This is a genomic window from Phycisphaerales bacterium, from assembly GCA_020852515.1.
In the GTDB taxonomy this organism is placed as follows: domain Bacteria; phylum Planctomycetota; class Phycisphaerae; order Phycisphaerales; family UBA5793; genus UBA5793.
Map to the genome: position 1 here is coordinate 41992 of JADZAS010000035.1, position 25630 is coordinate 67621.

19 protein-coding genes and 1 other RNA gene are annotated in these 25630 nt (G+C 64.6%); 12 read left to right on the forward strand and 8 right to left on the reverse strand.

Annotation, left to right across the window (positions count from 1 at the left end; translation table 11 throughout):
- Window positions 1-38: 38 nt before the first annotated feature.
- Both IT430_19455 and IT430_19460 read right to left on the reverse strand, forming a co-directional pair.
- Window positions 39-1388 carry a hypothetical protein gene (locus IT430_19455; protein MCC6910117.1) on the reverse strand — a complete coding sequence of 450 codons (1350 nt, stop codon included), beginning with the start codon at window positions 1386-1388 and terminating at the stop codon, window positions 39-41.
- A complete protein-coding gene (locus IT430_19460) occupies window positions 1385-1765 on the reverse strand; it encodes a helix-turn-helix transcriptional regulator (GenBank protein ID MCC6910118.1) in 381 nt (126 codons plus the stop codon). The genes IT430_19455 and IT430_19460 overlap by 4 nt, the downstream gene beginning before the upstream one ends.
- A gap of 231 nt (window positions 1766-1996) precedes the next feature.
- On the opposite strand from IT430_19460, the gene IT430_19465 reads away from it, so the two are divergent.
- The 4 genes from IT430_19465 (at window position 1997) to IT430_19480 (ending at window position 5842) form a co-directional block, all read left to right on the forward strand.
- Entirely contained in the window at window positions 1997-2698 is a 702-nt protein-coding gene (locus tag IT430_19465) for a TetR/AcrR family transcriptional regulator (protein ID MCC6910119.1), read from the forward strand.
- Window positions 2699-2723: 25 nt separating this feature from the next.
- Window positions 2724-3152, forward strand: a complete 429-nt coding sequence (locus tag IT430_19470; protein MCC6910120.1) for a DUF1761 domain-containing protein — start codon at window positions 2724-2726, stop codon at window positions 3150-3152.
- A 46-nt stretch (window positions 3153-3198) separates the two neighbouring features.
- A complete protein-coding gene (locus IT430_19475) occupies window positions 3199-4245 on the forward strand; it encodes an SRPBCC domain-containing protein (protein MCC6910121.1) in 1047 nt (348 codons plus the stop codon).
- Window positions 4246-4603: 358 nt separating this feature from the next.
- Window positions 4604-5842: a hypothetical protein gene (locus IT430_19480; GenBank protein ID MCC6910122.1), complete on the forward strand. Its 1239-nt coding sequence runs from the start codon at window positions 4604-4606 to the stop codon at window positions 5840-5842.
- Between the two features lie 168 nt (window positions 5843-6010).
- On the opposite strand, the gene ffs is transcribed toward IT430_19480, so the two are convergent.
- Window positions 6011-6108: signal recognition particle sRNA small type (gene ffs / locus IT430_19485), an RNA gene on the reverse strand.
- Between the two features lie 77 nt (window positions 6109-6185).
- On the opposite strand from ffs, the gene IT430_19490 reads away from it, so the two are divergent.
- The 6 genes from IT430_19490 (at window position 6186) to IT430_19515 (ending at window position 14162) form a co-directional block, all read left to right on the forward strand.
- On the forward strand, window positions 6186-7493 hold the full coding sequence (locus tag IT430_19490) for a hypothetical protein (GenBank protein ID MCC6910123.1): 1308 nt from the start codon (window positions 6186-6188) through the stop codon (window positions 7491-7493).
- Window positions 7494-7587: 94 nt separating this feature from the next.
- The gene (locus IT430_19495) at window positions 7588-8952 is read left to right on the forward strand and encodes a hypothetical protein (GenBank protein ID MCC6910124.1); all 1365 of its coding nucleotides are present in this window, start codon (window positions 7588-7590) and stop codon (window positions 8950-8952) included.
- An 85-nt stretch (window positions 8953-9037) separates the two neighbouring features.
- Window positions 9038-9829, forward strand: a complete 792-nt coding sequence (locus tag IT430_19500; protein MCC6910125.1) for a CHRD domain-containing protein — start codon at window positions 9038-9040, stop codon at window positions 9827-9829.
- A gap of 189 nt (window positions 9830-10018) precedes the next feature.
- Window positions 10019-12280, forward strand: a complete 2262-nt coding sequence (locus IT430_19505; protein MCC6910126.1) for a choice-of-anchor B family protein — start codon at window positions 10019-10021, stop codon at window positions 12278-12280.
- A gap of 228 nt (window positions 12281-12508) precedes the next feature.
- Complete coding sequence (locus IT430_19510; GenBank protein MCC6910127.1) at window positions 12509-13486, forward strand: ankyrin repeat domain-containing protein; 978 nt, start codon at window positions 12509-12511, stop codon at window positions 13484-13486.
- A 13-nt stretch (window positions 13487-13499) separates the two neighbouring features.
- On the forward strand, window positions 13500-14162 hold the full coding sequence (locus IT430_19515; GenBank protein MCC6910128.1) for a hypothetical protein: 663 nt from the start codon (window positions 13500-13502) through the stop codon (window positions 14160-14162).
- Here the strand turns inward: IT430_19515 and apaG are convergent.
- Window positions 14159-14614, reverse strand: a complete 456-nt coding sequence (apaG, locus tag IT430_19520) for a Co2+/Mg2+ efflux protein ApaG (GenBank protein MCC6910129.1) — start codon at window positions 14612-14614, stop codon at window positions 14159-14161. The two genes, IT430_19515 and apaG, sit on opposite strands and share 4 nt — an antisense overlap.
- 128 nt (window positions 14615-14742) lie before the next feature.
- Window positions 14743-15534, reverse strand: a complete 792-nt coding sequence (locus IT430_19525; protein MCC6910130.1) for a dienelactone hydrolase family protein — start codon at window positions 15532-15534, stop codon at window positions 14743-14745.
- 215 nt (window positions 15535-15749) lie between these two features.
- Here IT430_19525 and sucD point away from each other — a divergent pair, with 215 nt between their 5' ends.
- Complete coding sequence (gene sucD, locus IT430_19530) at window positions 15750-16694, forward strand: succinate--CoA ligase subunit alpha (protein ID MCC6910131.1); 945 nt, start codon at window positions 15750-15752, stop codon at window positions 16692-16694.
- Between the two features lie 322 nt (window positions 16695-17016).
- Here sucD and IT430_19535 read toward each other — a convergent pair whose 3' ends face one another.
- Window positions 17017-18594, reverse strand: coding sequence for a S8 family serine peptidase (locus IT430_19535; protein MCC6910132.1), 1578 nt, complete (start codon window positions 18592-18594; stop codon window positions 17017-17019).
- A gap of 294 nt (window positions 18595-18888) precedes the next feature.
- Here IT430_19535 and IT430_19540 point away from each other — a divergent pair, with 294 nt between their 5' ends.
- Window positions 18889-19908: a polyprenyl synthetase family protein gene (locus tag IT430_19540; protein MCC6910133.1), complete on the forward strand. Its 1020-nt coding sequence runs from the start codon at window positions 18889-18891 to the stop codon at window positions 19906-19908.
- A 268-nt stretch (window positions 19909-20176) separates the two neighbouring features.
- Here the strand turns inward: IT430_19540 and IT430_19545 are convergent, their stop codons facing one another.
- Together IT430_19545 and IT430_19550 are read right to left on the reverse strand one after the other, a co-directional pair.
- On the reverse strand, window positions 20177-22711 hold the full coding sequence (locus tag IT430_19545; protein MCC6910134.1) for a S8 family serine peptidase: 2535 nt from the start codon (window positions 22709-22711) through the stop codon (window positions 20177-20179).
- A 283-nt stretch (window positions 22712-22994) separates the two neighbouring features.
- The gene (locus IT430_19550) at window positions 22995-25511 is read right to left on the reverse strand and encodes a S8 family serine peptidase (GenBank protein ID MCC6910135.1); all 2517 of its coding nucleotides are present in this window, start codon (window positions 25509-25511) and stop codon (window positions 22995-22997) included.
- Window positions 25512-25630 lie beyond the last annotated feature (119 nt).

Here is a 25630-nt window from a genome sequence, read left to right on the forward strand (position 1 = left end):
CTTGTCAAATCAGGGAGTTGGACCCTGCACCCAACGGCTCAGCCGCCGCCCGATTGTGGCTGCGGCTGCTCGGGTTCGTCAACTGGGGCCGGAGATGAACCCGGCTGGCCGGGCGCCGCGGGCGCGCTCTGGGCGCCGCGGTCCGCCGCGGGCCAAGGTGACGGGGGTTGTCCCGCCGCGCCGGGAGCGGCAGGCGCAGCGCCGGGAGCGGCGGGCGCAGCGCCGGTCGAAACTCCACTCCCGCCTGAAAATGCCCCGGCCCGACCCGCGCCCCCCGCAGCCGAAGGCGTCTGGGCGGCGCCAGGCGACAGCGGCGACCAGGTTGAAGGCGCGGTGCCCTGTCCGATCCCCGCGGGTGCGGAGCGGTAGTACCGGCTCGTCGCGTCGGAACGCCTCCACCCCATGCCGCCGGGCACCGCCGCCTGCTCGGTGGCGCTGTCTTCGAGTTGCGCGAGGATCCACTCAATGGGCTGATGGAAGCGCGAGGGCGCTTTGACGAACATCTTGCCACCGACGATCTGAAGACTGCCCAGATCGCCGCCGTTCACGCTCCACGAATAGGGCTGGACGTATTCGACGACCAGCGACTCGAGCCGTGTCGCGGCCTCGTCTTCGTCCTGCGTGGTCTGCCAGAGGAGGTCGAGAATCGGCCGCACGTCGAAAGACGCGAGCACGATCTCCCTGCGATCAAACTCATCATCGGTTGAGATTTCGAGAATCGAACCCGACGCGCGCCAGGCGAATGGCTCTCGCGCGTGCTCGGCGACGATCTTGAGGATGCTCGACACCGGCTGCTGTTTGCTCAGCGAGAGCGTGATTTCCTCCTGCAGATCGACGCCGTGATCCTCGAGCGCGTGCCTGTCGAGCACGAGGTCGAGGCCGGCGCTGGCGCTGAGGAATCCGAGCACGTCGATGAGAGGCTGGCCCTGGAAGTCGACCTTCACTCGCTTGTCATCAAGCACCGGTGTTGCATCGCGAGGGGCGGTCGGGGCGGCCTGGAAGACGGCCACGCGCGATGGTCCGGCCTGCGGGTTGCCCATGAACACCGTCGCGGTTGCGACGCCAATGGCGCCGAAGGCAAGCACTGCTGCATTCATAATGATTCTCCTGGTTCGTGATCTGGAAGCATGGCTGAATCGTCGGGCCAGGTCGGCCACTTCGCCCAGTTCTCCGATCGCGGTGCGGATGGCTTCCGCTTCGCTTCGGCCGGTGATCATGAGATCGCGCACGCGCTCGCGCAGGTGCGCTTCGATTTCATCGCGGATCGCGTCCGCCTGCCGGCCCGCCACATCGAGCAGGCGCACGAGCACGGCGAGCCACGAGTCGATCGCATCGCGCTCCGGCTCGTGCACTGCGGCTGGAGGTGATTGTGTGTCGACGACGCTCACGTCGCGGCCTCCTCGTCGGCAGCGACGTGAGGCGGAAGGAACGCCTCGATCATCGATTGAAACGCGCGCAGCGCACTGGCCCGCTGACTCAGCCGACGACGGCCTCGGGCGGTGATCTGGTACCACTTGCGCTTGCGACCGGCGCTGCTTTCACCGGCGCGATCGCTGCGGACCGTCTCCCATGTGGACTCGATCAGCCGCGCGGCCTCGAGTTCGTGCAGCAGCGGATAGAGCACCCCGGCCGTGAGGCGGATCGCATCGTCGCTGCGGCTGGCCACGCGCTTGATGATGGCATAACCGTACAGCGGCTCTTCGTTGAGCACGCTCAGTACGACGATCTCCAGCGACTCGCGTTGGGGTTTGACCTTCGAGGACACGGGGCAGGTTCCTTCAGTTGCGGCGTGGTCTGCGGGAACGGCGCGCCGCCGGAGTTCACTCAACAGTCTCGGCTTCCGCAACAAATATATCACGTACAGATATATCGGCAAGCACAAAAACCGGATTCTGCGAGAAATGTGTCTGAAAGGCGTTGACATCGCAGCCGCGACGCGGGTACGCTGTATTGATTGATCGTTCAACTAAGTCCTGGTCAGGCCGCAGCACGCCCCATGACACCCAAGTCCGACACCCGCGAACGCATCCTTGACGCCGCCCGGCAACTGTTCCTCTCCCAGGGATACGCGGCCACGGGCGTGGCGCAGATCCTCAAGGCCGCCGAGGCCAACAGCGGCAGCCTCTACTACTTCTTCCCCACCAAGGAAGACCTTCTGCTGGCCGTTCTTGAGTGGTACAAGCAGAACCTCTGGCCGGAAGTCATCGACCCCGTCTACAACCGCGTTACCGACCCGATCGAGCGGATCTTCGGCGTGCTCCACGGATATCGACAGATGCTCATCTTCACCGAGTGCCGGCTCGGCTGCCCGATCGGCAACCTCGCGCTCGAACTCGCCGACACTCATCCCGCGGCCCGGCAGATGATCGCCGACAACTTCACCGGCTGGCGCAACGCGATTCGCCTCTCGGTCGAGGCGGCTCTCGATCGTCTGCCCGAGGACACCGATCCCGAAGCGCTGGCGTCGTTCATACTCACTGTGATGGAAGGCGGCATGATGCAGGCCAAGGCGTACAAAAACCTTGAGCCTTTCGAAACCGCGGTCGCTCAACTGCGCGACTATTTCGACCGGCTTCTCGCGGATGGGACGAACTGGGCCGCGCCGAGGCGCAGCCCCGAAACGCCGCGCACCCAAGGGAAATCGCCCGACACCGATCAAACCGCATCGGGCCGCGATGGTCGCGACCGAACCAACTGACCGCTGCTCAAGGCTTGAGGGAATCGTGATGACAATCGACTTTGCAGGGATCAACTACTGGGCGGTGCTCGTCGCGGCCCTGACGACATTTCTGCTCGGCGGACTCTGGTACACCGCGCTCTTCGGCCGCCAGCGCATCGCGCTGCTCGGCTGGGATGAGCAGAAGCTCGCGCAAGTGCAGAAGCGCATGCCGCCGCCCGTTTTCTTCTCGATCATGATCGTCGCTTATTTGCTCACGGCTTTCGTCTTCGCCATCATCGCCGGCGCAGCGGGCGCAGACACGCTGGGTGAGGGCTTGCTCCTGGGATTGCTCGTCTGGGCGGGCTTTGCGCTGGCCATCGGCGTTACCGGGCACATCTCCTTCGACCACCGCCACGGCATCTTCGGCATCGACGTCCTGTTTCAACTCGTCTTCCTTCTGCTCATGGGCGCCATCATCGGCGCCTGGCAATGACATTGCTCACCGCTCAACTTCCTTTTGCCAACTGGAGACCACGCCCATGTTCGCCCGCCTCTCTGCTGCCGTTTCGCTCGGCTTCATTTTTGCTTTCTGCCCCGCGGCCGTCGCGCAGCCTGAAAGCGCTCCGGGCAACCGCACGCTCGAGTGGAACGCCGAGATCGATGCGCCGCTGGCGCAGGTGTGGGATGCCTTCACGACCGAGGACGGCATCGAATCGTGGATGACGCCGCTGGCCGAGGTCGATCTGCGCATCGGCGGCTCGATCAAGACGAACTACAACCCGCAAGGCACGATCGGAGATGAAACGACCATTGTGCACCGCATCCTCAGCCTCGAGCCGCAGCGCATGCTCTCCTCGCGCGTCGAGAAGTCCCCGTCCGGTTTCCCGCACGCAAAAGTGCTCGAGCAGGCGTGGGGCGTGTGGTATTTCGAGCCGCTCGGCGCCAACCGCACGCACATCCGCCTCGTCAGCGCGGGCTGGGGCAGCGGGTCTGACTGGGACGCCGCCGAGACCTTCTTCCAGGCAGGCAACGAGTGGACGCTGAACCAACTCAAGGAGAAATTCGCCGCCGCCGCAGGCAACGCGGCCAGCCCGGATGCCACGCTGGACATCGCGCGCCGACTGCTTGGCGGCGAGTGGATCGCTTCGCAGCCCAACGAGAGCGGCGAAACCTTTCGCGTCCGCAACACGTTCATCGACGGGCCCGACGGGCGGAGTTTCAGCGTCCGCGGCTGGGTCGGCGGCGATGATGGCATGTTCGAGCATGGCCAAGGGCAGATCTGGATCGAGCCCGGCCAAAACGAAGTGCGATTCCAGAACATCAACGAGCAGGGCCACGTCGCGCGCGGAGCCATCACCAGCCCCAAGGCCGACACGCTCGAGTGGGACTGGCACGCCCGGGCTGACGCCGGCCCCGGCCAGCGCTACCGCGTCACCATGCACTTCACGGGTCCCGACGCCTACACCTTCCGGCTCGAGCATCTCGAAGAAAACGGCTCATACCGCCAATTGATTGAGTTGCCCTTCACTCGCGTGCGCGAGTCGTCCGAAGCGCGTGAGAAGCCGGCACCTGGCGGCGGGCGGTGAGGAGGCACGGCAACGACAGCCCAGCGGCGAGGCGGTTGGTGTCTTATCGCCCGACCCGATCACTTCACCCTGAAATTCTGCGGATTTGAGCCGGCAGGCCTTTCGGGAGGGGCAACTTCCGTGTAACATCTGTACAGCCTCGCCTCTTGAAGGGAAAGCGGTGCGGCCGGTTCAGCGGACTGGCGCTTCTGCAGACAGACGAGCCGGGCGATGTCTCGCCCTCGTACACCCGGAGGAAATCATGACAGCATCCAGTCGAGCTGAGGTCCAAGGGCCGTTGCTTCTGCTTTCACTTTATCTCACGTTCGCGCTCGTGACGCCGGCTCTGGGACAAGACTACCGGTACGCGATGTTTCTCATGGATAGCGCGCCGCGCAGGTCATCGGTCGCAAATGGAATTAACAGCTTTGGAGCTGTGGTTGGGTACTTCATCGATGAGCAGACCTACATGCGAGCGTCTCTCTGGCGCGAAGGAATTCTATCTGATCTGGACCCGCAAGCGCCGTGTTGCAGCAACTTTGCAGCCGCAATCAACGACAACGGAGACATCGTTGGACAGCGCAGCGAAGAAGGTGCGGTACTGTGGCTCGCGAACGGCCAGCGGATTCAACTGGGGTCGCTCGGCGGCCGCTGGCTCGCCCAGCCGTACGACATCAACAACAACCGCCAGGTTGTTGGTGAGTCTTCAGCTCCGCCTGATGATTATCCACATCCGTTCATCTGGCAGGATGGTGTGATGCGAGATCTGGGTACGTTTGGTGGGCCACGAGGTACGGCGCACGCGATCAACGACTCTGGGTCGGTCGTGGGAACGGCGGAGATTCCCGGCACGGACAATCGCCCGTTCCTGTGGGAAGGCGGCGATCTGATTCAACTGGACATGTTGCCCGAAGGAAACAACGGCGTCGCGACCGACATCAATGATGCAGGGCTGATCGTCGGAGGTTTGGAAGCGGAGAGCCATTTTTGGTACGCCGTCAAGTGGGTGGATCAACAGCTTGTGGTAATACACGACGAATCAATGGCATGGCAGAGCAGCGCCAGCGCCGTCAACAACCATGGCGTGATCGTCGGGTCCATGACCCTAGACTCGGACGCCATCGTCGGTTACGTCATGGAAGACGAACACATGGTCGATCTGAATTCGTTAATTCCACCAGCGGCGCGACGCGAAATCGGGAGCGCCGTTGACATAAATGACTACGGCGCCATTATCGGCCTCACGAAGGGTGATCCGGCGCGCGGTGTGATTCTCCACCCCGTGACCACCTCATTCACACTTGAGCCACCCGTCCCGGGCTCGGCCGGCGTTGAGAACGTGTTGATCGCCAACGGAGTGACTCCCGGAGCTCGCGTCGTATTCGTCGCGTCGCGATTTGGCGGAGGAACGGTCATCCCGGGGTGCGGCGTGGCGAGTGGCGCGATTCTCCAACTGGACAAGCCGATGATTGTCGGCTTGGCCGTGGCCAACCAATGGGGCATCGCGTCCATCTCCCGGACGGTCCCGCAGAGTACGGAGGATGTTCGGATCGTCTTCCAAGCGGCGATTCCCAGCGAATGCAAGATCAGCCAGGTGCTGAGTCACCAGTTCTACTGAGGACGTTCGATTCAGTACCTAGGCCGAGTTGCGGAGCCGCGCGCACCCAGCGCTTTCGGCCGACGGGTAGCGATTGCACTTGCACCACGCACGCGCCACCGCCGGGCTTCGCTCGGACCTGCAGGCCGGGCCTACATGAGCCGGTGCCGCCCGATCACCCGATGATCCGCCGGCCAGGTTGCCGATACCCCGAATGAACACCACTTATGGCTGCTGCGGTCAGGCTCTGACCAGGTTCGTGGGCCACCCGTGCACCGGGCCCGGCCGACGGATCAAGGGGTGATCCGAAGCGCCAAACCGGAAACGGATGGTAGCCTCGGCCCGCTCACCGTACAATTGGGGCATGTCCGAACGGAGCCGAACTCCCGTCAACGTGGAAGAAGACAGCGAGCGTAGTCGCGTCCGCGCCCTGATCATCATCCGCGGCGTGTTCCTCATCATGCTCGTCACGGTTGTCATGCTCAGCCTGCTGCGCGGCGGGTCAGGTTCTTCGGACGACGAGACGACGGCGACTTTCGTACAGTATTGGTGGCTGCCACTGCTCGTGGCCCTTTTTCTGGGCAGCGCTGCCATCACGGTCGACGCGCTCACGCCCCACAAGAAACTCTCCGGGATGACGGGAGCGCTGTTCGGCCTGATCGCCGGGCTGCTTGCGACCGTCGCCATCAGTTGGATCCTTGAACTCCTTCTCGAAGCGCACGACTTCCAACCTGGTGAAGCGGGCAGTCGCATCCTCGTGGCCATCAAGGCCGCGTTCGGCATCACGCTGTGCTATCTCGGCGTGTCGGTCGTGTACAGCACGCAGGATGAGTTCCGCCTGGTCATCCCCTACGTCGAGTTCAGCAAGCAGTTGCGCGGCACGCGGCCGCTCATTCTCGACACCTCCGCCATCATCGACGGCCGCATCTTCGACGTGGGCCTGACTGGCTTTCTGCTCGCTCCGGTCATCATCCCCCGCTTTGTCATCGAGGAACTCCAGACGCTCAGCGACTCAAGCGACAGGTTGAAACGGAACCGGGGCCGGCGCGGCCTGGACATGGTGCGCAAGCTCCAGAACAACCCGCACATCGATCTTTCCGTGGTCGAGGCGCACGTGCCGGGCATGGGCGTGGACCAGATGCTGCTCGAGGTCGCCCGCGAGTACCGCGCGCACCTCGTCACGACCGATTTCAATCTCAACAAAGTCGCCGCGATCGATGATGTGAAGGTGCTCAACATTAACGATCTGGCCAACGCGGTGCGAACCGCCGCCGTGCCCGGCGAGCGCCTGTCGATCCAGATTGTCAAGCGCGGCGAAGGCAAGTCCCAGGGCGTCGGCTACCTCGACGACGGCACCATGGTCGTCGTCGAGCACTCCGCGGACCTGATCGGCCACCGCGTCGAGTGCTCGGTCACGAGTTCGATCCAGACCTCCGCCGGGCGGATGATCTTCGGCGACCGCATCGGAGAAGGCGTGGTCGTGGGGGACGAGCCCGACCAAGCCGCGTCGCCCGACCCAGCGACCGAAACGTCCGAGAGTAGCGGCGATGAGAACGGCTGGCCGGCCGAGGCCGCCACGCCGGCTTCCACGCGAATCGAGCCGGTCGGCAACCGACCTGACCGTCCCCGGCGCCCTCCCGGGGCTTCCGGACGCAATCCACGCCGAGGTTGAACGTCCGAAGTATCCCCGAGCGGTCAAACCGGCTCTGCGAAATCCGTTTCAGGGAACATTTCCATGCGTCTTTCGATTAGCTAACGGGGTATTCATGCGCACAGCTTCTCCCTTGAAGAACCTGCTTCGGTTTCGGCTTGTTGCCGTATTGGCGGTGGCCGCGGCGTCTGCCTCGCCGGCCATCGCTCGACACGACCCGGGGTACATCGGGCTCGACCTCGGCACGCTCGGCGGCGAGATGAGCATCGCGCTGGGCATCAACAAGAACAACGAGGTCGTCGGCGCCGCACAGACCGCCAACGGCGACTGGCACGCCTTCCTCTGGGTCGACGGGCAGATGACCGACCTCGGCCTGCTGCCCGGCTTCGATGAAGGCTTCGCCCACGGGCTCAACGCTACTCGACAAGTTGTAGGCCGCATGCAAACGGCGGACGGTCTGAGTTCGCGGGCCTTCGCCTGGAATGCCGGGCAACGGATGGATCTTGGAACGCTCGGGGGGGACAGCGCGCGGGCCTACGGCATCAATGACTCTCGCCATGCGGTCGGGAGCTCACAACTCACAAACGGCCAGTGGCGGGCCTTTGTCTGGCGCGATAACGCGATGACCGACCTCGGCGCCCTGCCCGGCCACACCGCCAGTGCCGCGATGCATATCAACGACTCGGAACTCATCGCCGGCTGGTCCGAAGATGGCGAGAGCAATCGCCTGGCCGTGTACTGGTCCAACGACCAGATCCACGAGATCGGCACCCTCGGCGGCCTGCACGCCGAGGCCACGTCGAGCAATCGCAACGGCGTGATCGTGGGTTTTGGCGACACGGGCGACGAAGTCGTCCACCCGTTCATGTGGGAAAACAACGTGATGACTGACCTGGGCGCCTTTCCCGTCGGCGGCGACGCGCGCGCCTTTTCGATCAACATTCTGCGCGAAGCCGTCGGCGAGGCGTATCTGCCGGCCGCGGGCGAGTATCAGGCGGTCCTCTGGAAACCGGGCAGAACGATCCAGAACATCAACACGCTCCTGCCGCCGCTCTCGGGATGGGACACGCTCAACTCCGCCACGGGCATCAGCGACTCGGGCCACATCTGCGGCACCGGTCGGACGACCGAAGGCCAGACGCACGCCTTTCTGCTGGTTCCCAAACTCGGCCTGGCCAACCCGATCCCCGGGCGCGCCGGCGAGATCAACACTTTCGACGTGGCCGGCGCCCTGCCCTTGGCGATGGTGCACGTGATTTACGGTTTCCAGTACGGATCCACGCCCGTTCCCGGGTGCGCGGGCGTGAACTTTGGCATCCGCTCCCCAACGCTGCTGAGGAGTATCCGGGCGGATGAAACGGGCCACGCTCTGTTTGACGTCATGGTGCCTCGCGCAGCGCGAAATCGCGGCGTGCTCTTCCAGGCGCTAGAGGGCGGCTCGTGCGAACTGAGCAGCATTCTGATCTGGACATTCTTCTGACGATTCATGCCGCGCGAGCGCGGTCGATGGCGGCGATTGCACTTTCAGTAGAGCAAAGTTGAGCACGGCTCAAGAGGAGTTGGCGATGAAGAGCGTGATGAAGATGATGGTTGCTGCCGCGCTCGGCGCGGCGATGTGCACGGCGGCGGCGAGCGCCGATGTCTGGTACTTCGACACCTACCTGACCGGCGACCAGCACAACCCGCCCACCGGCAGCCAGGGCACGGGCCACTGCATCATGAAATACGATGACGTGACCAACCTGCTGGACATCGATCTCTACATCGAAGGTTTCCTGCCCGAGAATCTGCTCTACGCCCACCTCCACCAGGGTCGGGCCGGCTTTTACGGCGATATGATCGCCCACCTCGGCCACGGACACATGTTTATGCCGGACGGCAACGGGCTCCGCCGCATCGCCACGGGCATCCCCATCGACGAGATGTACGAAGACGACATCATCAGCGAGGGCGCCTACGTCAACGTCCACACCGTCCAGTTCGAAGCCGGCGAGATCCGCAGCCAGACCACCGTCGTCCCGCGCCTGAGCACGACCGCGCTGGCGCGGGGCCAGCGGGCCACCTTCGACGTGCTCCACGCCCAAGCCAACGAGCGCATCTACTTCCTCTACAGCATGACCGGCCTGGGCGCTGGTCCGTCCATTCCTGCCCTCGGGGGGATGACGCTCGACATTCTCACGCCCGTCAACGTGATCGGCAGCGCGGTTTCCAACCAGCAGGGCCACGCCGCGATGACAGTGCTGATCCCCGCCAATGCTCCCTCGCGAGAGCTTGTCCTCCAGGCGGTGATTCGGCGCGGCGTCGATGGAGCGGATTCCGTGAAATCCAATACGATTTCAACTGCTATTCTGCCGTAGGGTCTTTGTTGGGAATGTATTTGGAGTTCGCCGGGTTCTTCTTTTTCGTGGTGTGGTTGAACTTGGAAGCGGACGCCGGCCGTCCCGAGAGGGGCTGGCCCGGCGAATGGTTCACCCCTCCGGCATCTTGGGCGCCTCGTCATTTGGAGAATCAGCATGTTAAGGTCGTTTGTTTGCCAAGGCGCGGCGATGCTTGGGGTGGCCGCCGCACTTGCGGGTACTCCCGCGCTTGCCCAGTTTGACGCTCAAAACGTCACGCTGCTCAAGTTCATGCCGCTGTCATCGTTCCCGAGCAATCCCGATTCCGGCAACGACTGCTGGGGCTACGTCTCGCCATCCGGCCGGGAATACGCGCTCATGGGACTGAGCGGCGCCTTGGCCGTCGTCGAGATCACCGACCCGATCAATCCCGTACTGGTCGCCGAGATCCCTCACAACAGCAGCCTCTGGGGTGACGTCAAGGTCTATCGCGACCACTGCTATTTCAGCAACGAAACTGGCGGCGGCATCCAGGTCATCAGCCTTGCCGACGTGGACAACGGCAACGTCACGCTCGTGCGCAGCCTGACGCACAACGGCTTGTCGAGAACCCACAACGTCCACGTGGACGAAGTGAGCGGGTTCCTCTATCTGTGCGGCGCCAACATCAACAACGGCAGCCTGGTCATCTACGACCTCACCGACCCGTCCAATCCGGTTCTGGCCGGCCAGTTCGCCGGACCGTACTGCCACGACGTTCAGGTCGTCACCTACGACTCGGGTCCCTATGCGGGCCGGCAGATCGCCTTCTGCTCCAACGGTCAGACCGCGTTTGACATCGTCGATGTCACGAACAAGTCCAACATGTTCCGCGTCGGCCGCAACGTGTATCCCGGCCTGAACTACTGCCATCAGGGCTGGCTCAGCGAAGATCGCAATTTCTTCTTCCTCGACGATGAACTCGACGAGCAGAACGGCTACACCAACACGACGCTCACGCGCGTCTTTGACGTCAGCGACATTACCAACCCCACGCTCGTGACGACGTTCACTTCGGGCCGGCCGGCGATCGACCACAACCTGTATGTGAACGGCAACTTCATCTTCGAAGCGAACTATCGCAGCGGCCTGCGCATCTTCGACGCCACCGATCCGATGGACGTGGTGCAGACCGGGTGGTTCGACACGTACCCCGGCGACGACGCCGCCTCGTTCGATGGCGCGTGGAGCACGTACCCCTACTTCCCCAGCGGTACGGTCATCATCAGCGACATCACCCGCGGCCTGTTTATCGTCGATGTGACCGCCTCGCAGGCCAGCCTCACCTTCACGTATCCCAACGGGCTGCCTGAGACAATCCAGCCCAGCGGTGGCACCACCCTGCGCGTGGACGTCTCAAGCCGCGGCTCGGACCCGCGCGCCGACACGGGCGTGCTTCACTTCAACGACGGCAGCGGCTGGGTGGACATTCCCATGGGCATCCTCGGGCCGAACTCCTACCAGGCCACCTTCCCCGCGTCGCCGTGCGGCAGCATGGTTGAGTTCTACGTCAGCTCCGAAACCACCCGCGGGCAGGTTGTCAACGATCCCACCGGCGCGCCCGCTGAGACCTACCCGACTTTCAGCGCCAACGCGCTCAACACGCTCGTCAGCGACAACTTTGAAACCAACAACGGCTGGACCGTCGTCAACCAGAGCGTCACCGACGGCGCCTGGGCGCGCGGCGTGCCGGCCGGAAACGGCGGCCGCGGCGATCCGACGACCGACTCCGACGGCTCGGGCAGTTGCTGGGTCACCGGTCTGGGCAACAACCAGGACCTCGACGGCGGGCCGACGACCCTCACCTCCCCCGTCTTCGACCTCAGCGGCGAGTCCAGCGTCCTGCTCGTCTACGACCGCTGGTTCTACAACGACGACAGCAGTGACTTCCTCGTCACCGAAGTATCCAACAACGGCGGCAGCAACTGGACCGTCATGCGCACCCTCGGCCACGAGCCGGGTTGGCGCACCGAGACACTGACGGTTACCGAGTACCTCCCGCTCACCAGCCAGATGCGCTTCCGCTTCAGTTCATCGGACAATCCCAACAACTCAGTGACCGAAGCCGGCATCGACGCATTCAAACTCATCTCCGTGGATTGCGGCATGGGTGGAGGCCTCACGCTCACGCTCACCGGCACCTGCCGCAATCAGGGCGGCGGGCTCTTCGGCTGGACCAACGCCGACCCCAACGTCGCCCTCGCCCTCGTCTTCGCCCGCAACACCGGCTCGTTCGTCGTTCCCGGCGGGCCGTGCGCCGGCACGGTGCTCGGCCTGGGCACGAACCAGTTGCAGATCGCCCGGCAGTTCAACTCCGGCGCCGGCGCGGGCAACTTCAACGCCACTCTGCCCAACGGCGCGTGCGGCGGCTACTTCCAGCTCGTCCAGACGACCGACTGCGAAACCAGCAACGTCGTCCAGGCGCCCAACTGATTTCCGCGTTCTCCTGAGTGACGCAGAGGCCCCGCACCGACAGGTGCGGGGCCTCTTTTGTTTCGACTGCACTGAACGCAAAGCACGGGATCGATCGCCCGGAGCCGGCGTTCCCGTACAATCGACTATGGCAACGGCCGCGCGGGCTGTCCTGTTGATTCGGAGTTTGCCGTGATCGATAGGTGTACATACCGACGGGAGCGGCTCGCTGGCCGCAGGTTGCGCGCTTTGCGGTATCTCGCCGCTCTGGCGGCTGTCGCTTCCTGCCTGCTTCCCTCCGCTTGCAAGCGCGCTTCGGCTCCGCCGGCCATCCCGCTGGTCGATGCCATCCTCACGCGCGACTCCGCCGCAGTTCAGGCGCATCTCGCCGCAGGCAGCGATGTGAACGCCGCCACTGCGAACGGCGTCACGCCGCTTGTCGCCGCCGCGTCGTCGGGCCAACCGGAAACAATCAAATCACTGCTTGCCGCAGGCGCGGACATCAACGCACGCGGGCCATATGGCCGTACGCCGCTCATCGTCGCGATTCAGGCCGAGCAGACGCAGGCTGCACTGCTGCTCATCGAGCAGCCCGGCGTCAATCTCGAAGCGCGGGAGGAGCACGGAAGCACCGCTCTGGTCGAAGCCGTCGCCATGCGGCTGCGTGATGTGGTCGAGTCGCTCGAGGAGCACGGCGCCGACGTCAATGCGCCCGGACCTGTGGGCCGCACGGCGCTGCACGTTGCAGCGATGCAGCACGACCCCGAACTGATCGTGTGGCTGCTTGCGCACGGCGCCGATGCACAGGCCGTCGATGACTCCGGCGCGGGTGTGCTCGCGTATGTGCCGATCCTCCCGATGCCGCGCAGCGCCGAGGGAGCAGACGATGTCGTGGCGAGTTTCAACGCGCTGCTTGAGGCTGGCTGCGATGTGAACGCCGCCGACCAGGCGGGCCACACGCCGCTGCACAACGCGATGCTGTACGCCGATCCGTGGGTGATCGAATGGCTGCTCGGCGCCGGCGCCGATCCGCTCAGGCAGGCAAGCAACGGCTTGAGCCCGGTCGCGTACCTCGCGGTGTCGGACCAAGGGCCGCCGCGCTCGCATGAGCAGTTGCAGACCATCATCCAGATGTTCCGCGACGCCGGCGTGACGGACGAGTCGATCATCGATGCCCGAGGTACGAGCTTGGCGCGCCTGATCGAATGGGTGGAAATGCGGAAGTGAGGCGGGCTCCGCGATGATGCGCCACTGGAACTTCACTTCGACGCTGCTCTGGACGCTGCCTCTGCTGCTGCTGAGCAATGCCGGGTGGTCACTGTGGGCCTCCACGCGCCCGATTATGCTTCCCGGCACCAACGTGCGCAGAAACGAGAGCCTTCTCGCTGGACATGGCGACGCCATCCTCATGCACCGCTACAAATCCGCGCTCGAGACGATGACGCTGTGCCGTGCGAAGCCAATCGACGGCCATCGCCTGGCCGTGCTCGATGCGGCACCGCGATGGCTCGCCGAGGAGGAAGAGCGCGCCCAGCTGGATTACACGGGCGAGTGCTTCATGATCATCCGCCGCGAATTCGGCTGGCCGGCGCCGCTGCTGTGGTACGCGATGCACTGGCACGGCGACTTCACCGGCCTCGTGCCCGGCACCGGCGTGCCTCGCGAAGATCCCGACATGCTTGCGCAGTCGTTTCCACTACGGCCGATCTGGACCGGGCAACTCGCTTCCCTGACGATTCTGTTTTTCATCGCGCTGGGCTGTCGATGGGTGCTCAGCTGGGCTCGAGGCTCGATCCGCCGCCTGCGCCGTCTCTGCTCCGCATGCGGATACAACCTCCACGGCAACACCAGCGGCGTCTGCCCGGAATGCGGCGTGCCGTGGTCGGCAATGCGCGCCTCTTAACTCGCTTCGCCGCCAGCCCGCGACGGCTCAGCCGTTCGGGCGACGAGGTAGAAGCGGCCGATGGCGACCTCGAACGCCTTGCCGCCTTCCGGTTGCATTCGATACGTGCCTTCCATCGTACCCCAGTCTGTCTTGAGCAGGCAGTGGCTGGCGTATTCGAAGGACTCGCCGGGATCGAGCACCGGCTGCTGCCCCACGACGCCTTCGCCGTGCACTTCTTCCAGGCGGCCCGTGGCGTCCACGATGATCCAGTGCCGCGACGAGAGGCGCACGCGGCGAGCGCTTTCATTGGTGATGCTGATGCGATAGGCAAAGACGAACTTGCGATCGTTTCGCGATGAATGGCCCGGCATGAACGCAGGCACGACGCGCACCCGAATGCCGTGCGTGAGAGTCTCCGAGCCATAGCGGCTGCCCGGGCTCGTTTCGCTCGTTCGCTGCGCGAGATTCATCGACATGATCCGTCCTTCTCCCACCGTGCACCACGCATCCGTGCGGGGTCAAACCGTAGCCGCGCTGCGGCTGGAATTCACTACCGCCGACGTCCGAAGCGGTGATTGCCGCGCCGCGGCCGCCGCGGTCAGAAGACCTCCTCGAAAAACGACCGCATCTGCCTCCAGGACCGCTGATCCGCCGCGGGGTCGTAGGCGGCGCCGGGGATGTTCATGGCATCAACGCTTCGGGTCGTGAAGGCGTGTTTGGCGCCGCTGTAAACAACGAGCTGCCAGTCCACATTGGTGTCCTTGAGCGCCTCGGTGAACCGGCGGATGTCCTCCATCGACACGAGCGTGTCGGCGGCGCCGTGCAGGATGAGCAGCGGCGCCTGCGTGCGGGCGGCGTCGCCCTCCTGCGCCGGCAGCGGGTTGCCGTGGAAACTGACGACCCCGGCCAGATCAGCCCCGCTGTAGGCCAGTTCGACGGCGATCGTGCCACCGAAGCAGTAGCCGATGGCCGCCACCTGGTCGGGATCGACCTCGGGTTGTTCGGTGAGGACCTTGAGACCAGCCGCGGCGCGGCTGCGGGCGAGATCGCGATCCGCATAGAACGGCGCGGCCCACTGGGCGGCCTCATTCGGGTCGCTCGTGATCTTCCCCGTGCCGTACATGTCCAGCGCAAAGGCCGCGTAGCCCAGCCCCGCCAGCTCGCGGGCGCGGGCTTTTTCATCTTCGCCCAGCCCCCACCAGGCGTGGACGATCAGCACCGCCGCCCGGGGCCGGGAGACCGAGTCGTCCCATGCGAAATATCCCTGCAGTTCCACCTCGCCGTCGGTGTAGGTGATCTCGCGCGTCTCGATGCTCGCATCCGCCCCTGCGGCCGCAATCGAAACGGCGAACGCGGCGACAAGGATGAACAGCGGCTGGGTAAAGTGCATGCGCCTGCTCCTGCTCGGATATGTGCTGGTCCAAGTCAATCATGCAGGCCCGGGGACACGGGTCAAGACAGCAATTTGCCGACTCGGCCAACGGCAAGTTGGACCTTTTCCGGGCTCGCGATATCCTCACCACTTGTGTCAGCGCGCTGCGCCGCAACGACTTGCCGCGCGCGTCGCAGGATCCGCATCTTCCTTCCAGCTGCGAAAGCGCGATCATGAGCATCCTCGTTTCCGGCGACACCAAAGTCATCTGCCAGGGAATCACCGGCGCTGCCGGCGCCACCCACACCAAGGGCAGTCTCGCATACGGCACTAAGATGGTCGGCGGCGTGACTCCGGGCAAGGGGGGCACGAAAGACCCCAACGGGCTGCCGATCTTCAACACCGTCGCCGACGCCGTCGCGGCCACCGGCGCGGACGCCACCATGATCTTCGTCCCGCCACCATTCGCCGGTGACGCCGTCATCGAGGCCGCGGCGGCGGGCATCCGCGTCATCTGCTGCATCACCGAAGGTATCCCCACCGCGGACATGATCCGCACCAAGGCGCTACTGCGCGACTACCCCGGCTCGCATCTCATCGGGCCGAATTGCCCCGGCGTCATCACGCCGGGCAAGCGCATCTCCGGCGAGGGGGCCGGCGCGAAATTCAGCGGCGGCTGCAAGATCGGCATCATGCCCGGCTACATCCACATGCACCGCGCCGACGCGAAGACCGGCAAGGCCGTGGGCATCATCTCGCGCTCCGGCACGCTCACCTACGAAGCCGTGTGGCAGTGCTCGAGCCGCGGCGTAGGGCAGAGCACCTGCGTGGGCATCGGCGGCGACCCGGTCAAGGGACTCAACTTCATAGAGCTGCTGAGCATCTTCAACAGCGACGCCGATACTGATGGCGTGCTGATGATCGGCGAGATTGGGGGCAGCGACGAAACCGAAGCCGGCCACTGGATTCGCAAACACATGACCAAGCCCGTCGCGGCGTTCATCGCCGGCCAGACCGCCCCCAAGGGCAAGCGCATGGGCCACGCCGGCGCAATCATCGGCGGTGCTGACGACACCGCCGCAGCCAAGATCAAGTCCCTCAAGGCCGACGGCGTGACGGTGGCCCCCAGCCCCGCCGACATGGGGACCGCCATGTGTCAGGCGCTTGGCCTGAACTGACTCGCTGCAGCGATCGATGCAGGCAACGTCACTCCGGCTCAGGCAAGAAGATCCGCAGAAAACGGCGGATCTGGACTAACGCCAGATTGCGAATCCCTCCGCGTGCTCTGCGATGTCTTGCGGTGAATCTGCAGTCGGCAGTGAGCTTGCACTCTGCCGTGCTGTCGCCTCGGTCATGCGCGGATTGGAAGTGCCACCCGCGTGATCCGGTGCAACAACTGATCCGATGCAAAAAGAATCCCGCCCCGCGCAAGGCGCGGGGCGGGCGTTTCTCGTGACTGCAATTCACTGCGCCATTTGGCGCGGTGCATGAGGCGGCCGATCAGGGATCGACCCAGGTGTCAATGATGTCCGAAACACGACCGTTGCGCTCGGCTGCCTGGAACCAGACATAGAAGCGACGGGGGACGCTGGGCACCGGAAGGTTGTTCCAGTTCACGTTGCCGTTGCTGTCGCTGGTCTTGATGCCGCCGGCACGAATCGGGTTGGCGATGCCCAAGGTGACGTTGAGTTCGGACACGAACGTCTGGCCAAGTCCGGAGATACTGTAGTACACGGCGCAGTCAGTGCTCGGTGCGGCATCGGTGATATTGAAGGTCACCTGTCCGCCGCCGTTGAGCGGAATCGGGGTGATGGCGAGCGTGAGAGGACCGCCGATGCCGCTCATGGCGTTCTTGAGGTTCACGCGGCCGTAGCCGTAGATGGTGTCCACGCCCGTTGCCCCGATGTCGGTGCACGAGTTCTTGAGCAGTTCTTCGACCTGATCAGGCGTGATCCCCGGGTTGTTCGAGAAGATCATCGCGCCCACGCCGGCGGCGATGGGGCAGGCCATGGACGTGCCGCTGAGAATGGCGTAGCTGCTGTTGTGGCTGTTCCAGGTCGAGAAGATGTTGTCGCCCGGCGCAAAGAGATCGACGTAGACGCCGTAGTTTGAGAATGAAGCGCGGACGTCGTTGCTCGTCGTCGCCCCGACGATGATCACGTCATCGGCGTCGCGGTTCGGACTGGGCATGTTGCGGCTCTCGTTGCCGGCCGCCCAGAAGAGCAGTCCGCCGAGGTTCTTGACGGTCGTACCGGTCGTCCGGACCGACGCGCTGTCGGCGCCGCTGTAGCTCACGCTTGAGCACTTGTCGCCGCTCTGGGCGGCCTTGATGGCGGCCGAGGTAAGCGTCGAGAAGTTGGCGCCTCCGTTGCTCGATTCGCTGACGCGGAGGATGCGGTGGCCGAGGCTCCAACCCACACCGAGGCCGCCGCGCGAGTTGTTGCCGTTGGCCGCGGCGCAGCCGCTGGTGTGGGTGCCGTGGCCGTTGATGTCCTGGACGTTGCCGCCCTGGCTCTCCCACTGACTACGGACGGCGTTCCAGCCGTCGGCGCGATGCTGCGCGAATTCTTCGTGAGCGGTGCGCAGACCGGTGTCGCAAATGCCCACGCGCGTGGACGAGTTGCCGGTGTGCACGTCCCAGCCCGCGTAGCTCTCCATCTTGGTGTGATGCCACTGGCTGCCGCGACTCGGGTCATTGGGATTGAGTTGCGGATAGCAGATCCAGTCGGGCTGAATGTACTCGAAGTTTCCCGTGGCCATCAGGGTCTGAGCCGCCTGATTCTCAGTGACGCCCTCGGGGAGCTGGAACACGTACTCGTCGTTGAGATCGATGTACTTGTTGACGACGAAGTTGTTCAGAATCAGATTGCGGGCGGCGGCGTTCTTGCCGGCGTCGTTCTGCACCGGCCGTGCAATCATTGCGCCGCTGAATTCGAGCGATCCCGGTCGCTCAACAAACTCCACGGCCTGCGCCTGGCCACCGGTACGGTTGTCGCTGGCCGCGGCGGACGACACCACGGCGCCACATGCCGCGATGGCCCCAATCACGTAACTGCTCATCCTCATTCTGGTCATCACGAAAAACACTCCTTTTTGAGAATCCGGACCGCCCACTTCTACCCGCCGTCGAACGGGCTGGTGGCGTTGTAGAAAAAGCCCCTGTAACCATACACCAAACCGGCGGGATGGCGCGCGTATTCCTCACTTTCGCCCGAAAAGTGGACCGACGCCGACCCACTCTTCTAAGCCGATTACCCAGTTTCGCAGTCTCCCAGCCCGCATCGTGCCGTCTCAGGGGCTGGTAACCCTCACTCAGCGGCTATCATGGCGTCAGGGGATGGTCGGCGGACCTCCCGCCGCGGAGGTTTCCGGATGCCGGGATTGATCGAGCACACCCAGCGGTACCGACCCATTCATGAGTTCCTCTCGGGCGAACTGCAGGCTGTCAACGAGATTATCCGTCGGCAACTGGCCAGCGATCTGCCGGCCGTAAACGAGTTGTGCCGCCACGTCGCCCGCTATCAGGGCAAGATGCTGCGCCCGACCCTCACCCTGCTTTGCGGGCTTGCCGGCGGCAGCGAAGCATCGGCGGGCCACCTCTTGCCGCGCCACACCGTACGCGTGCTCGCCGCGGTGACCGAGATCATCCACATGGCAACGCTCGTGCACGATGACGTGCTCGACGATTCCCAGATGCGCCGCAGCGCCGCCACGGTCAACCACCTGCGCGGCAACGAGATGGCCGTTCTGCTGGGCGATTACCTCATCTCCAATGCCTTTCACCTCTGCTCGACGCTGGACCGGCCCGAAATCAGCCGGCGCATCGGCGAAACGACCAACGAACTCTGCTCCGGCGAGTTGCTTCAGGTTCATCACCGTGAAGACTGGTCGATCGACCAGGCGACCTACTTCGCCATCGTCGAGCGCAAAACCGCTTCGCTCATCAGCCTGTGCTGCCGGCTGGGCGCGGAGGAGGCCGGCGCCGATACACCTCTGGCCGAGGCGCTGGCGCTCTACGGCAGCCGGCTGGGTGTTGCCTTTCAGATTCAGGATGATCTTCTCGATCTCATCGGCGAAGAGCGCATCGTTGGAAAATCGCTCGGCCGCGACCTCGAGAAGGGCAAACTCACCCTGCCGATGATCCACTTCTTCGACGCCGCCGCGCCGGACCAGCGCCTGGCCATGCTCGAAGCGCTCGCGGAGGCGCGAGAGGACGACTGGACGGCGCGGGTGCGGTCGTTGCTGCTGGCCAGCCGAGCGGTCGATTCCGCCCACCGCGTCGCCGCCGGGCTGGTCGAAGAGGCTCGCGGACAGCTGGCCGCCGCCCCCGAATCGGCCGCCCGGCAACTGCTCGACGACCTGGCGCTGGCGGTCATCTCGCGCACCTCCTGACGGCAAGGCGAGGCCGACCGTTGAGCCGAAAAAAAACAGGAGAGACTCGCTCCGGAATGGAATACCCCCCGGCCGGCGGAGGTTTGGAGTTGTGACCCCGACGAACTCTCTTCTGACCCCCACGAGGCCCGGCGTTCGGCTCTGCTGATCGTCGGGCATTCTTTTTGGCCTCGCTTTGCGACGAGCGCAAAAACGGCGGCGCCCGGAGAAACCGGGCGCCGCAGGACATGTAACGAATTGTCACCGCACCGAGCGGCTCGATGCGGAGTTATGGACCCACGCGAACGACGTTGCTCGTCGCACAAGCGATGGTCTCAATCATCTGCAGATACCCGTTGCAGACCGAGTTCTGGCCGACGTTGCCGGAGATCGAGCCGTTGCCGCTGCCGCTGTTGGTCGTCTGCACGAGTTGAAGCTGCTGCGACCCGAGGCCGAGCGTGGTGCCGGCGCAGGGGCCGCCAGGAATGACCGTGCTGCCGGTGTTGAGGGCAAAGACGAGTCCCAGCGTCACGTTCTGCGGGGCGTCGGACCAGTTGACGCTGACTTCACCGGGGCAGGCGCCGCTGGTGGCGATGCGCATGCCGCCGCTGAAGCCGTCGATCCCCGTCGCCACCAGCGCGAAGGCGGCATCGACCTGCGGCGTGTCGAGGTAGGCGTCTTCGTTGATCTCGGATGCGATCACTTCGATGGTCCAGGTGCCCGCGGCCGGCGCCTCAATCAACACGTTCTCGACCGTGTCGATCGTGTTCGCATTGCCTCCCGAGGTAGACCAGTTGCCGCTGGTCAGCCCGTTGTTGCCCCAGTACACGGTGTTGTCGGGCGCGGTGACCTTGAGCGACAGGTCGTTGATGCGCGCGACTGGTCCGGCGGGATTGCCCATGAGATCGCTATAGGACATCGTGACGCGCAGCGGCCCGCCGCCCTGCCCGACCGTGACCTGATACTGCGCGCTCTGCAGTTGCTCGAGCACGTCCGCCTCATCGACGATCAGCATCGTGTCGCGGTTGTTGTAGAGATACGTCAGATCCGGCATGCCCCAGCCCTGGTTGAAGCGAGTGAAATCCCCGCCGCTGTAAGGCACGGCGCAGTTGACCATCAGGGCCTTGGCGGTGGCCATGGCGGGTCTGCTGTCAAAGACGTCGGAACCGCCGCCAAAGCCGGGGAAGACCCCTTCGTGCCACATCTGGAAGAGCAGGCCGAAGTGGCCGGCCACGATGGGCGTGGCGCCGCTCGTTCCGCCGAAGCTCGTGGTGTAGCTCGTGTCGCTGCTGCTGCTGGTGGTGAAGATCTGGTCGTAGAAGTGGGTCAATTCGGGCTTGATGCGACCATCCGCCGCCGGGCCGGTGCTGCCGCCACGGCCCCAGGAATCGTCTGCCTTGCTCAGCGTATTGCGGTGGTAGACCCCGCCGACCGAGACGATGTTCTTGGCCCACGCCTGCGGGCGCGAGTCCGGGCTGCCCGCGTTGCTCTGCGACTGGCAGATGATCAGGTCGTTGATGAACGAGATGTCATCCATCTCGGCTGAGATCGTGGTGTACGAGCGAGTGCGGTTGTTGCCCCACGAATTGCTCTGGAAGACGGCCCGGTACGGCCCGTTTGGATCAACGAGTTCCGCGGTGAGGCCGTAGCGATTCTGACTTTGATTGAGCACGAGGTCATAGTCGCAGAAGATCTTGCCGTCGGCGTCGGGGATCATGCCGGTGGCTTGCGCGTTGCCGGCGCCGGAGGCGAAGACGATGCCGAAGGTGGATGTGCCGTGGCTGGCGTCGCCGCTGTTCTGCGAGTGAACGATGACCTGGCCTTCGAACTGCTGGTGGCTGGCGCGGACGCCGCCGTCCATGACCTCGGCCCGGACACCCTGGCCGGTGAAGCCCAGCGTGGATTCAAGGAACGTGCCGCCGCCGATCTGGCGGGCGATGTCCATGTCATCTTCCTGAACGCCCTGCTCATCGACGTAGAGCACTTCGTTCATGCGGAGCACCTGCGCGAGTTGCTCGGCGTTGAGCGTGGCGCGGATGCGGAAGCCCTGCGGAATGGTCTGGTTGACCACGCCGCCAATGGCCGCGATTCGATTCGCGACGGCGGCCTGCGGCGCCGGGCCGCGACGGGTCATCATGATGCTGTATTCCACGGCGCCGTTGCCGCCCTGGCCCACATCTGCCCCGAGCACGGCCGTTTCGTCACGACCCGCATTGCCAGCGTCCGCGCCTGCAGCCGCCTGCGCTGACTCAGCAGGGAACAACTCGCCGATGAGCGCCGGATCGAGTTTGTACGCCGGGTGCAGCGCGCCGACCCAGCGAACGAACGGCATCTCCTTCACCGCGTCCGCCGCTTCGCCTTCCATCTCGACGACGAACGACTGATCCGCGACGAACTTGAGCAGGCAAGCGCCCGCGTCGGCCATCGCTGCGCGATACGCTTCGATCATCTGCGTCTGGAACTGCACGATGTAGAGTTGGTTATCGGCGTCGGACCGAAGCGCCTGCGGCACCTCGGGCTCAAACGCCAGCGGGTCGAACGACGCGTACTTGAGCCGCACCGTGGGGCGAACGGGCTGCTGGGTCGCGATGCTGCACCCGTCGAGGCTGATTGAATAGGTCGGCACGGCCCGGCCGTCCTCCTCCACCTCGTCCCACAGGTTGATCACCACATCCGAGCCGGGAACGGCGAGCGAACGGATTCGCCCGGATTCCACCGTCGCCCGTTCAGTCGAATCGGCCGCAAAGCCAAAGCCGCAGGCCAGCGGCAACAGAAGCCCCACCGACAGCAGTCGGCTGGTCGTCCACGTCATCCTCGTTCCCATTTCAGGTCTCCAGATAGTGATGTTGAGCCAACGCGACGGTCACGCGCTCGACGCCCTCACGCCGTCCCCCTCGCCTGGCCGGATCGAGAGCCGATCCATAAGTTCCAAGATACCAGAAAACCGGCGAGGACGCAACTCGATTCCATCGAATCTCAGTTTTATCGCTCCGTTTGAATCGCCGGCGCCACGCCGACGGCTCGCGCGGCCGCCACTTTCACCTGCCGTCCAATGAAAAACCCCCGCGGGAGCGTCCCGCGGGGGTTGGAGCGTCAATCAAACTCGCTCATTCGATATCCTGCTCGACAACATTGGACTTGCGCTGGTACTCGGCCGCCTGCACCCAGACGTGCCGCCCCTGCGATCCATTCGGGATGCGCTTGCGCAGCAGGGCATAGCCGTTTTGGTCGGCGGTGCGGATGCCCGCCTGGGCCGGGTTAGCGAGGTCCACGGTCACGTCGAGTTGCGGGATGTACGTGCTGCCCGTGCCGGCCACGCTGTACAGGAAGACGACCACCTCGCCCGGCGTCGCGGCAAACACTTCGGCATCGCCCTGCACGCCGGCCACCCAGCGCGACAGTTGCAACCGCATCGGGATCTCGCCGATGCCCGAGGCGACGAGAGCGTAAGTCGCATCAACCTGCGGCGTGGGGAGGTAGCCGTCCTCGTTGATTTCCGAGGCGATCACTTCGATCGTCCACGTGCCGGCCATCGGCAGTTCAACGAAGACGTTCTCGACGGTGTCAACAGTGTTGGCGCTTCCGCCCGGCGGCGTGAACATGTTGCCGAGCATGTCGTGGTTGCCCCAGTACACCGTGTTGTCGGGCGCCGTGACCTTGAGCGACAGATCGTTGATGCGCGCCTGCTGAGCCGCGGGGTTGCCCATCGGATCGGGGAAGACCATCGTCACCTTCAGCGCCGGCGAGCCGGGGCTGACATCGACCTGGTAACTCTGCGACTGCGTCTCCTGCAACTGCACATCCTGGTTGACGATGAGCATGCGGTTGGCGTGATCGAAAAGGTAGAACAGATCCGCCATGCCCCATCCCTGCTTGACGCGGGCGTGGTCATGGTTGGTGCCGGTGAACTCGTACTGCATGGCGGTGTTGATCATCAGCGCTTTGGCCGTCGCCATTGCCGGCCGGTCTTCAAAGACCGTGTTGCCGCCGCCAAACCCCGGGAAAGTGCTCTCATGCCACATCTGGAACATGAGCCCGAAGTGCCCGGCCGTGATCGGCGTGGCGCCGCTCGTGCCGCCGAACGACGACGTGTAGCACGTGTCGCAACTCGACGAGACCGTGAAGATGTTATCGTAGAAGTGCGTGAGATCAGGTTTGATGCGACCATCGGCCGCGGGCCCGATACTTCCGCCGCCGCTCCAGGCATCGTCGTCCTTAGTGAGCGTGTTGCGGTGGTACACTCCGCCGACCGAGACGATGTTCTTCGCCCACGCCTGCGGGCGCGAATCCTGATTGCCCGCGTTGCTCTGCGACTGGCAGATCAAGATGTCCGTGTTGAAGAGGATGTCGTCCATCTCTGCCGAGATCGTCGTGTACAACCGCGTGCGAGCATCGCCCCACGAGTTGCTCTGGAACACGGCTCGATAAGGGCCGTTCGGATCAACCAGGCGCTGCGTGTGCACGTACCGGTTCGGCGAAGGGCTCCACGTGGCCATGATCTTGGCCTCGGCATCGGGAAGCATGCCGGTGGCCTGCGCGTTGCCGCGGCCCGAGCCGTAGACGATGCCCGAAGTCGACGTGCCGTGGCTGCCGCTTGCGGAAGACCCGTGCCAGAGTGTGGGCGGATTCTGGAAGTCCTGGTGGCTGCTCCGCTGACCGTCATCCATGACCTCGCAGCGCACGCCCTGGCCGGTAAAGCCGAGCGTATCGCGGATCATGTTTGCCCCGCCGATCTCGCGGGCGATGTCCATGTCCAGCCCCTTCTCGCCGGGGATGTCCATGAAGAGCACTTCGTCCATGCGGAGCACGGACGCGACCTGGTCGGGAGTCAGCGTGGCGAGGATGCGATAGCCTTCGGGAATCTGCTGGTGCACGACGCCGCCCATCGCGGCGATGCGCTGGGCCACCGCGTTTTGCGGCACCGGACCGCGCCGAGTCATCATAATGCTGTATTCGACGCCGTCGGCCTGGCCCGCTTCGACTCCGAGCACACCCGCGCCGCCCTGGCCCTCGTTACCACCTGCAGCGCCGCCGCCCTGCCCGTAGTCGGGCGGAAAGAGTTCCGCGAGCAGCGCCGGATCCGTCTTGTACGCCGGGTGCATCGCGCCAACCCAGCGAACGAAGGGCATCTCCTTCACAGCTTCCGCGACTTCGCCGGGCATTTCCACGACGAACGACTGGTCCGCCACGAACTTGAGCAGCGATGCGCCCGCATCGGCCATCGCCTGGCGATAGGCGTCGATCGTCTGCGTCTGGAACTGCACAAGGTAGAGTCTGCTGTCCGCTGCCGCGCGAAGCGCCTCAGGCACCTGCGGCTCAGCGACGAGCGGATCAAACGAGCCACAGAGCAGGCGAATGGTCGGCGCCACCGGACGCCGCACGTTCTCAGCCTTGCCGTCGAGGCTGATGGAGTAAAACGGCGTGCGTCGCCCCGTCTCATCAATCTCGTCCCACAGTCGAACGACTGCATCGGAGCCGGGAACCTCGATGGCGACCACCGCCGCACCTTCATCGCCGATCGCCGTTTCGACGCCATCCGCAGCCAGGCCGAAGGCGCCGGCCAGCGGCAGGAGCAGGCCGACGGACAGAAATCGTGCCCGCATCCACAGTACCTTGGTCCCCATGATTCACTCCCATTCTGCTGTTCAACAAGACGGGCCGCGGCGCCAATGGAGCGCCGCCGCCGCTGACTGAGCGTCAGTCGATCGCCCGCACGCTACGAGCGATCCCACGCAAAGATGTG

Excerpts from the sequence above, each read along its gene's own strand:
- IT430_19525 (MCC6910130.1), bottom strand. The coding sequence starts at position 15,534 with ATGCACTTTACCCAGCCGCTGTTCATCCTTGTCGCCGCGTTCGCCGTT.
- IT430_19495 (MCC6910124.1), top strand. The coding sequence starts at position 7,588 with ATGCGCACAGCTTCTCCCTTGAAGAACCTGCTTCGGTTTCGGCTTGTT.
- IT430_19505 (MCC6910126.1), top strand. The coding sequence starts at position 10,019 with ATGCTTGGGGTGGCCGCCGCACTTGCGGGTACTCCCGCGCTTGCCCAG.
- IT430_19490 (MCC6910123.1), top strand. The coding sequence starts at position 6,186 with ATGTCCGAACGGAGCCGAACTCCCGTCAACGTGGAAGAAGACAGCGAG.
- IT430_19475 (MCC6910121.1), top strand. The coding sequence starts at position 3,199 with ATGTTCGCCCGCCTCTCTGCTGCCGTTTCGCTCGGCTTCATTTTTGCT.
- IT430_19515 (MCC6910128.1), top strand. The coding sequence starts at position 13,500 with ATGATGCGCCACTGGAACTTCACTTCGACGCTGCTCTGGACGCTGCCT.
- IT430_19545 (MCC6910134.1), bottom strand. The coding sequence starts at position 22,711 with ATGGGAACGAGGATGACGTGGACGACCAGCCGACTGCTGTCGGTGGGG.
- IT430_19500 (MCC6910125.1), top strand. The coding sequence starts at position 9,038 with ATGAAGAGCGTGATGAAGATGATGGTTGCTGCCGCGCTCGGCGCGGCG.
- IT430_19465 (MCC6910119.1), top strand. The coding sequence starts at position 1,997 with ATGACACCCAAGTCCGACACCCGCGAACGCATCCTTGACGCCGCCCGG.
- IT430_19480 (MCC6910122.1), top strand. The coding sequence starts at position 4,604 with ATGGATAGCGCGCCGCGCAGGTCATCGGTCGCAAATGGAATTAACAGC.
- sucD (MCC6910131.1), top strand. The coding sequence starts at position 15,750 with ATGAGCATCCTCGTTTCCGGCGACACCAAAGTCATCTGCCAGGGAATC.
- IT430_19540 (MCC6910133.1), top strand. The coding sequence starts at position 18,889 with ATGCCGGGATTGATCGAGCACACCCAGCGGTACCGACCCATTCATGAG.
- IT430_19550 (MCC6910135.1), bottom strand. The coding sequence starts at position 25,511 with ATGGGGACCAAGGTACTGTGGATGCGGGCACGATTTCTGTCCGTCGGC.
- apaG (MCC6910129.1), bottom strand. The coding sequence starts at position 14,614 with ATGAATCTCGCGCAGCGAACGAGCGAAACGAGCCCGGGCAGCCGCTAT.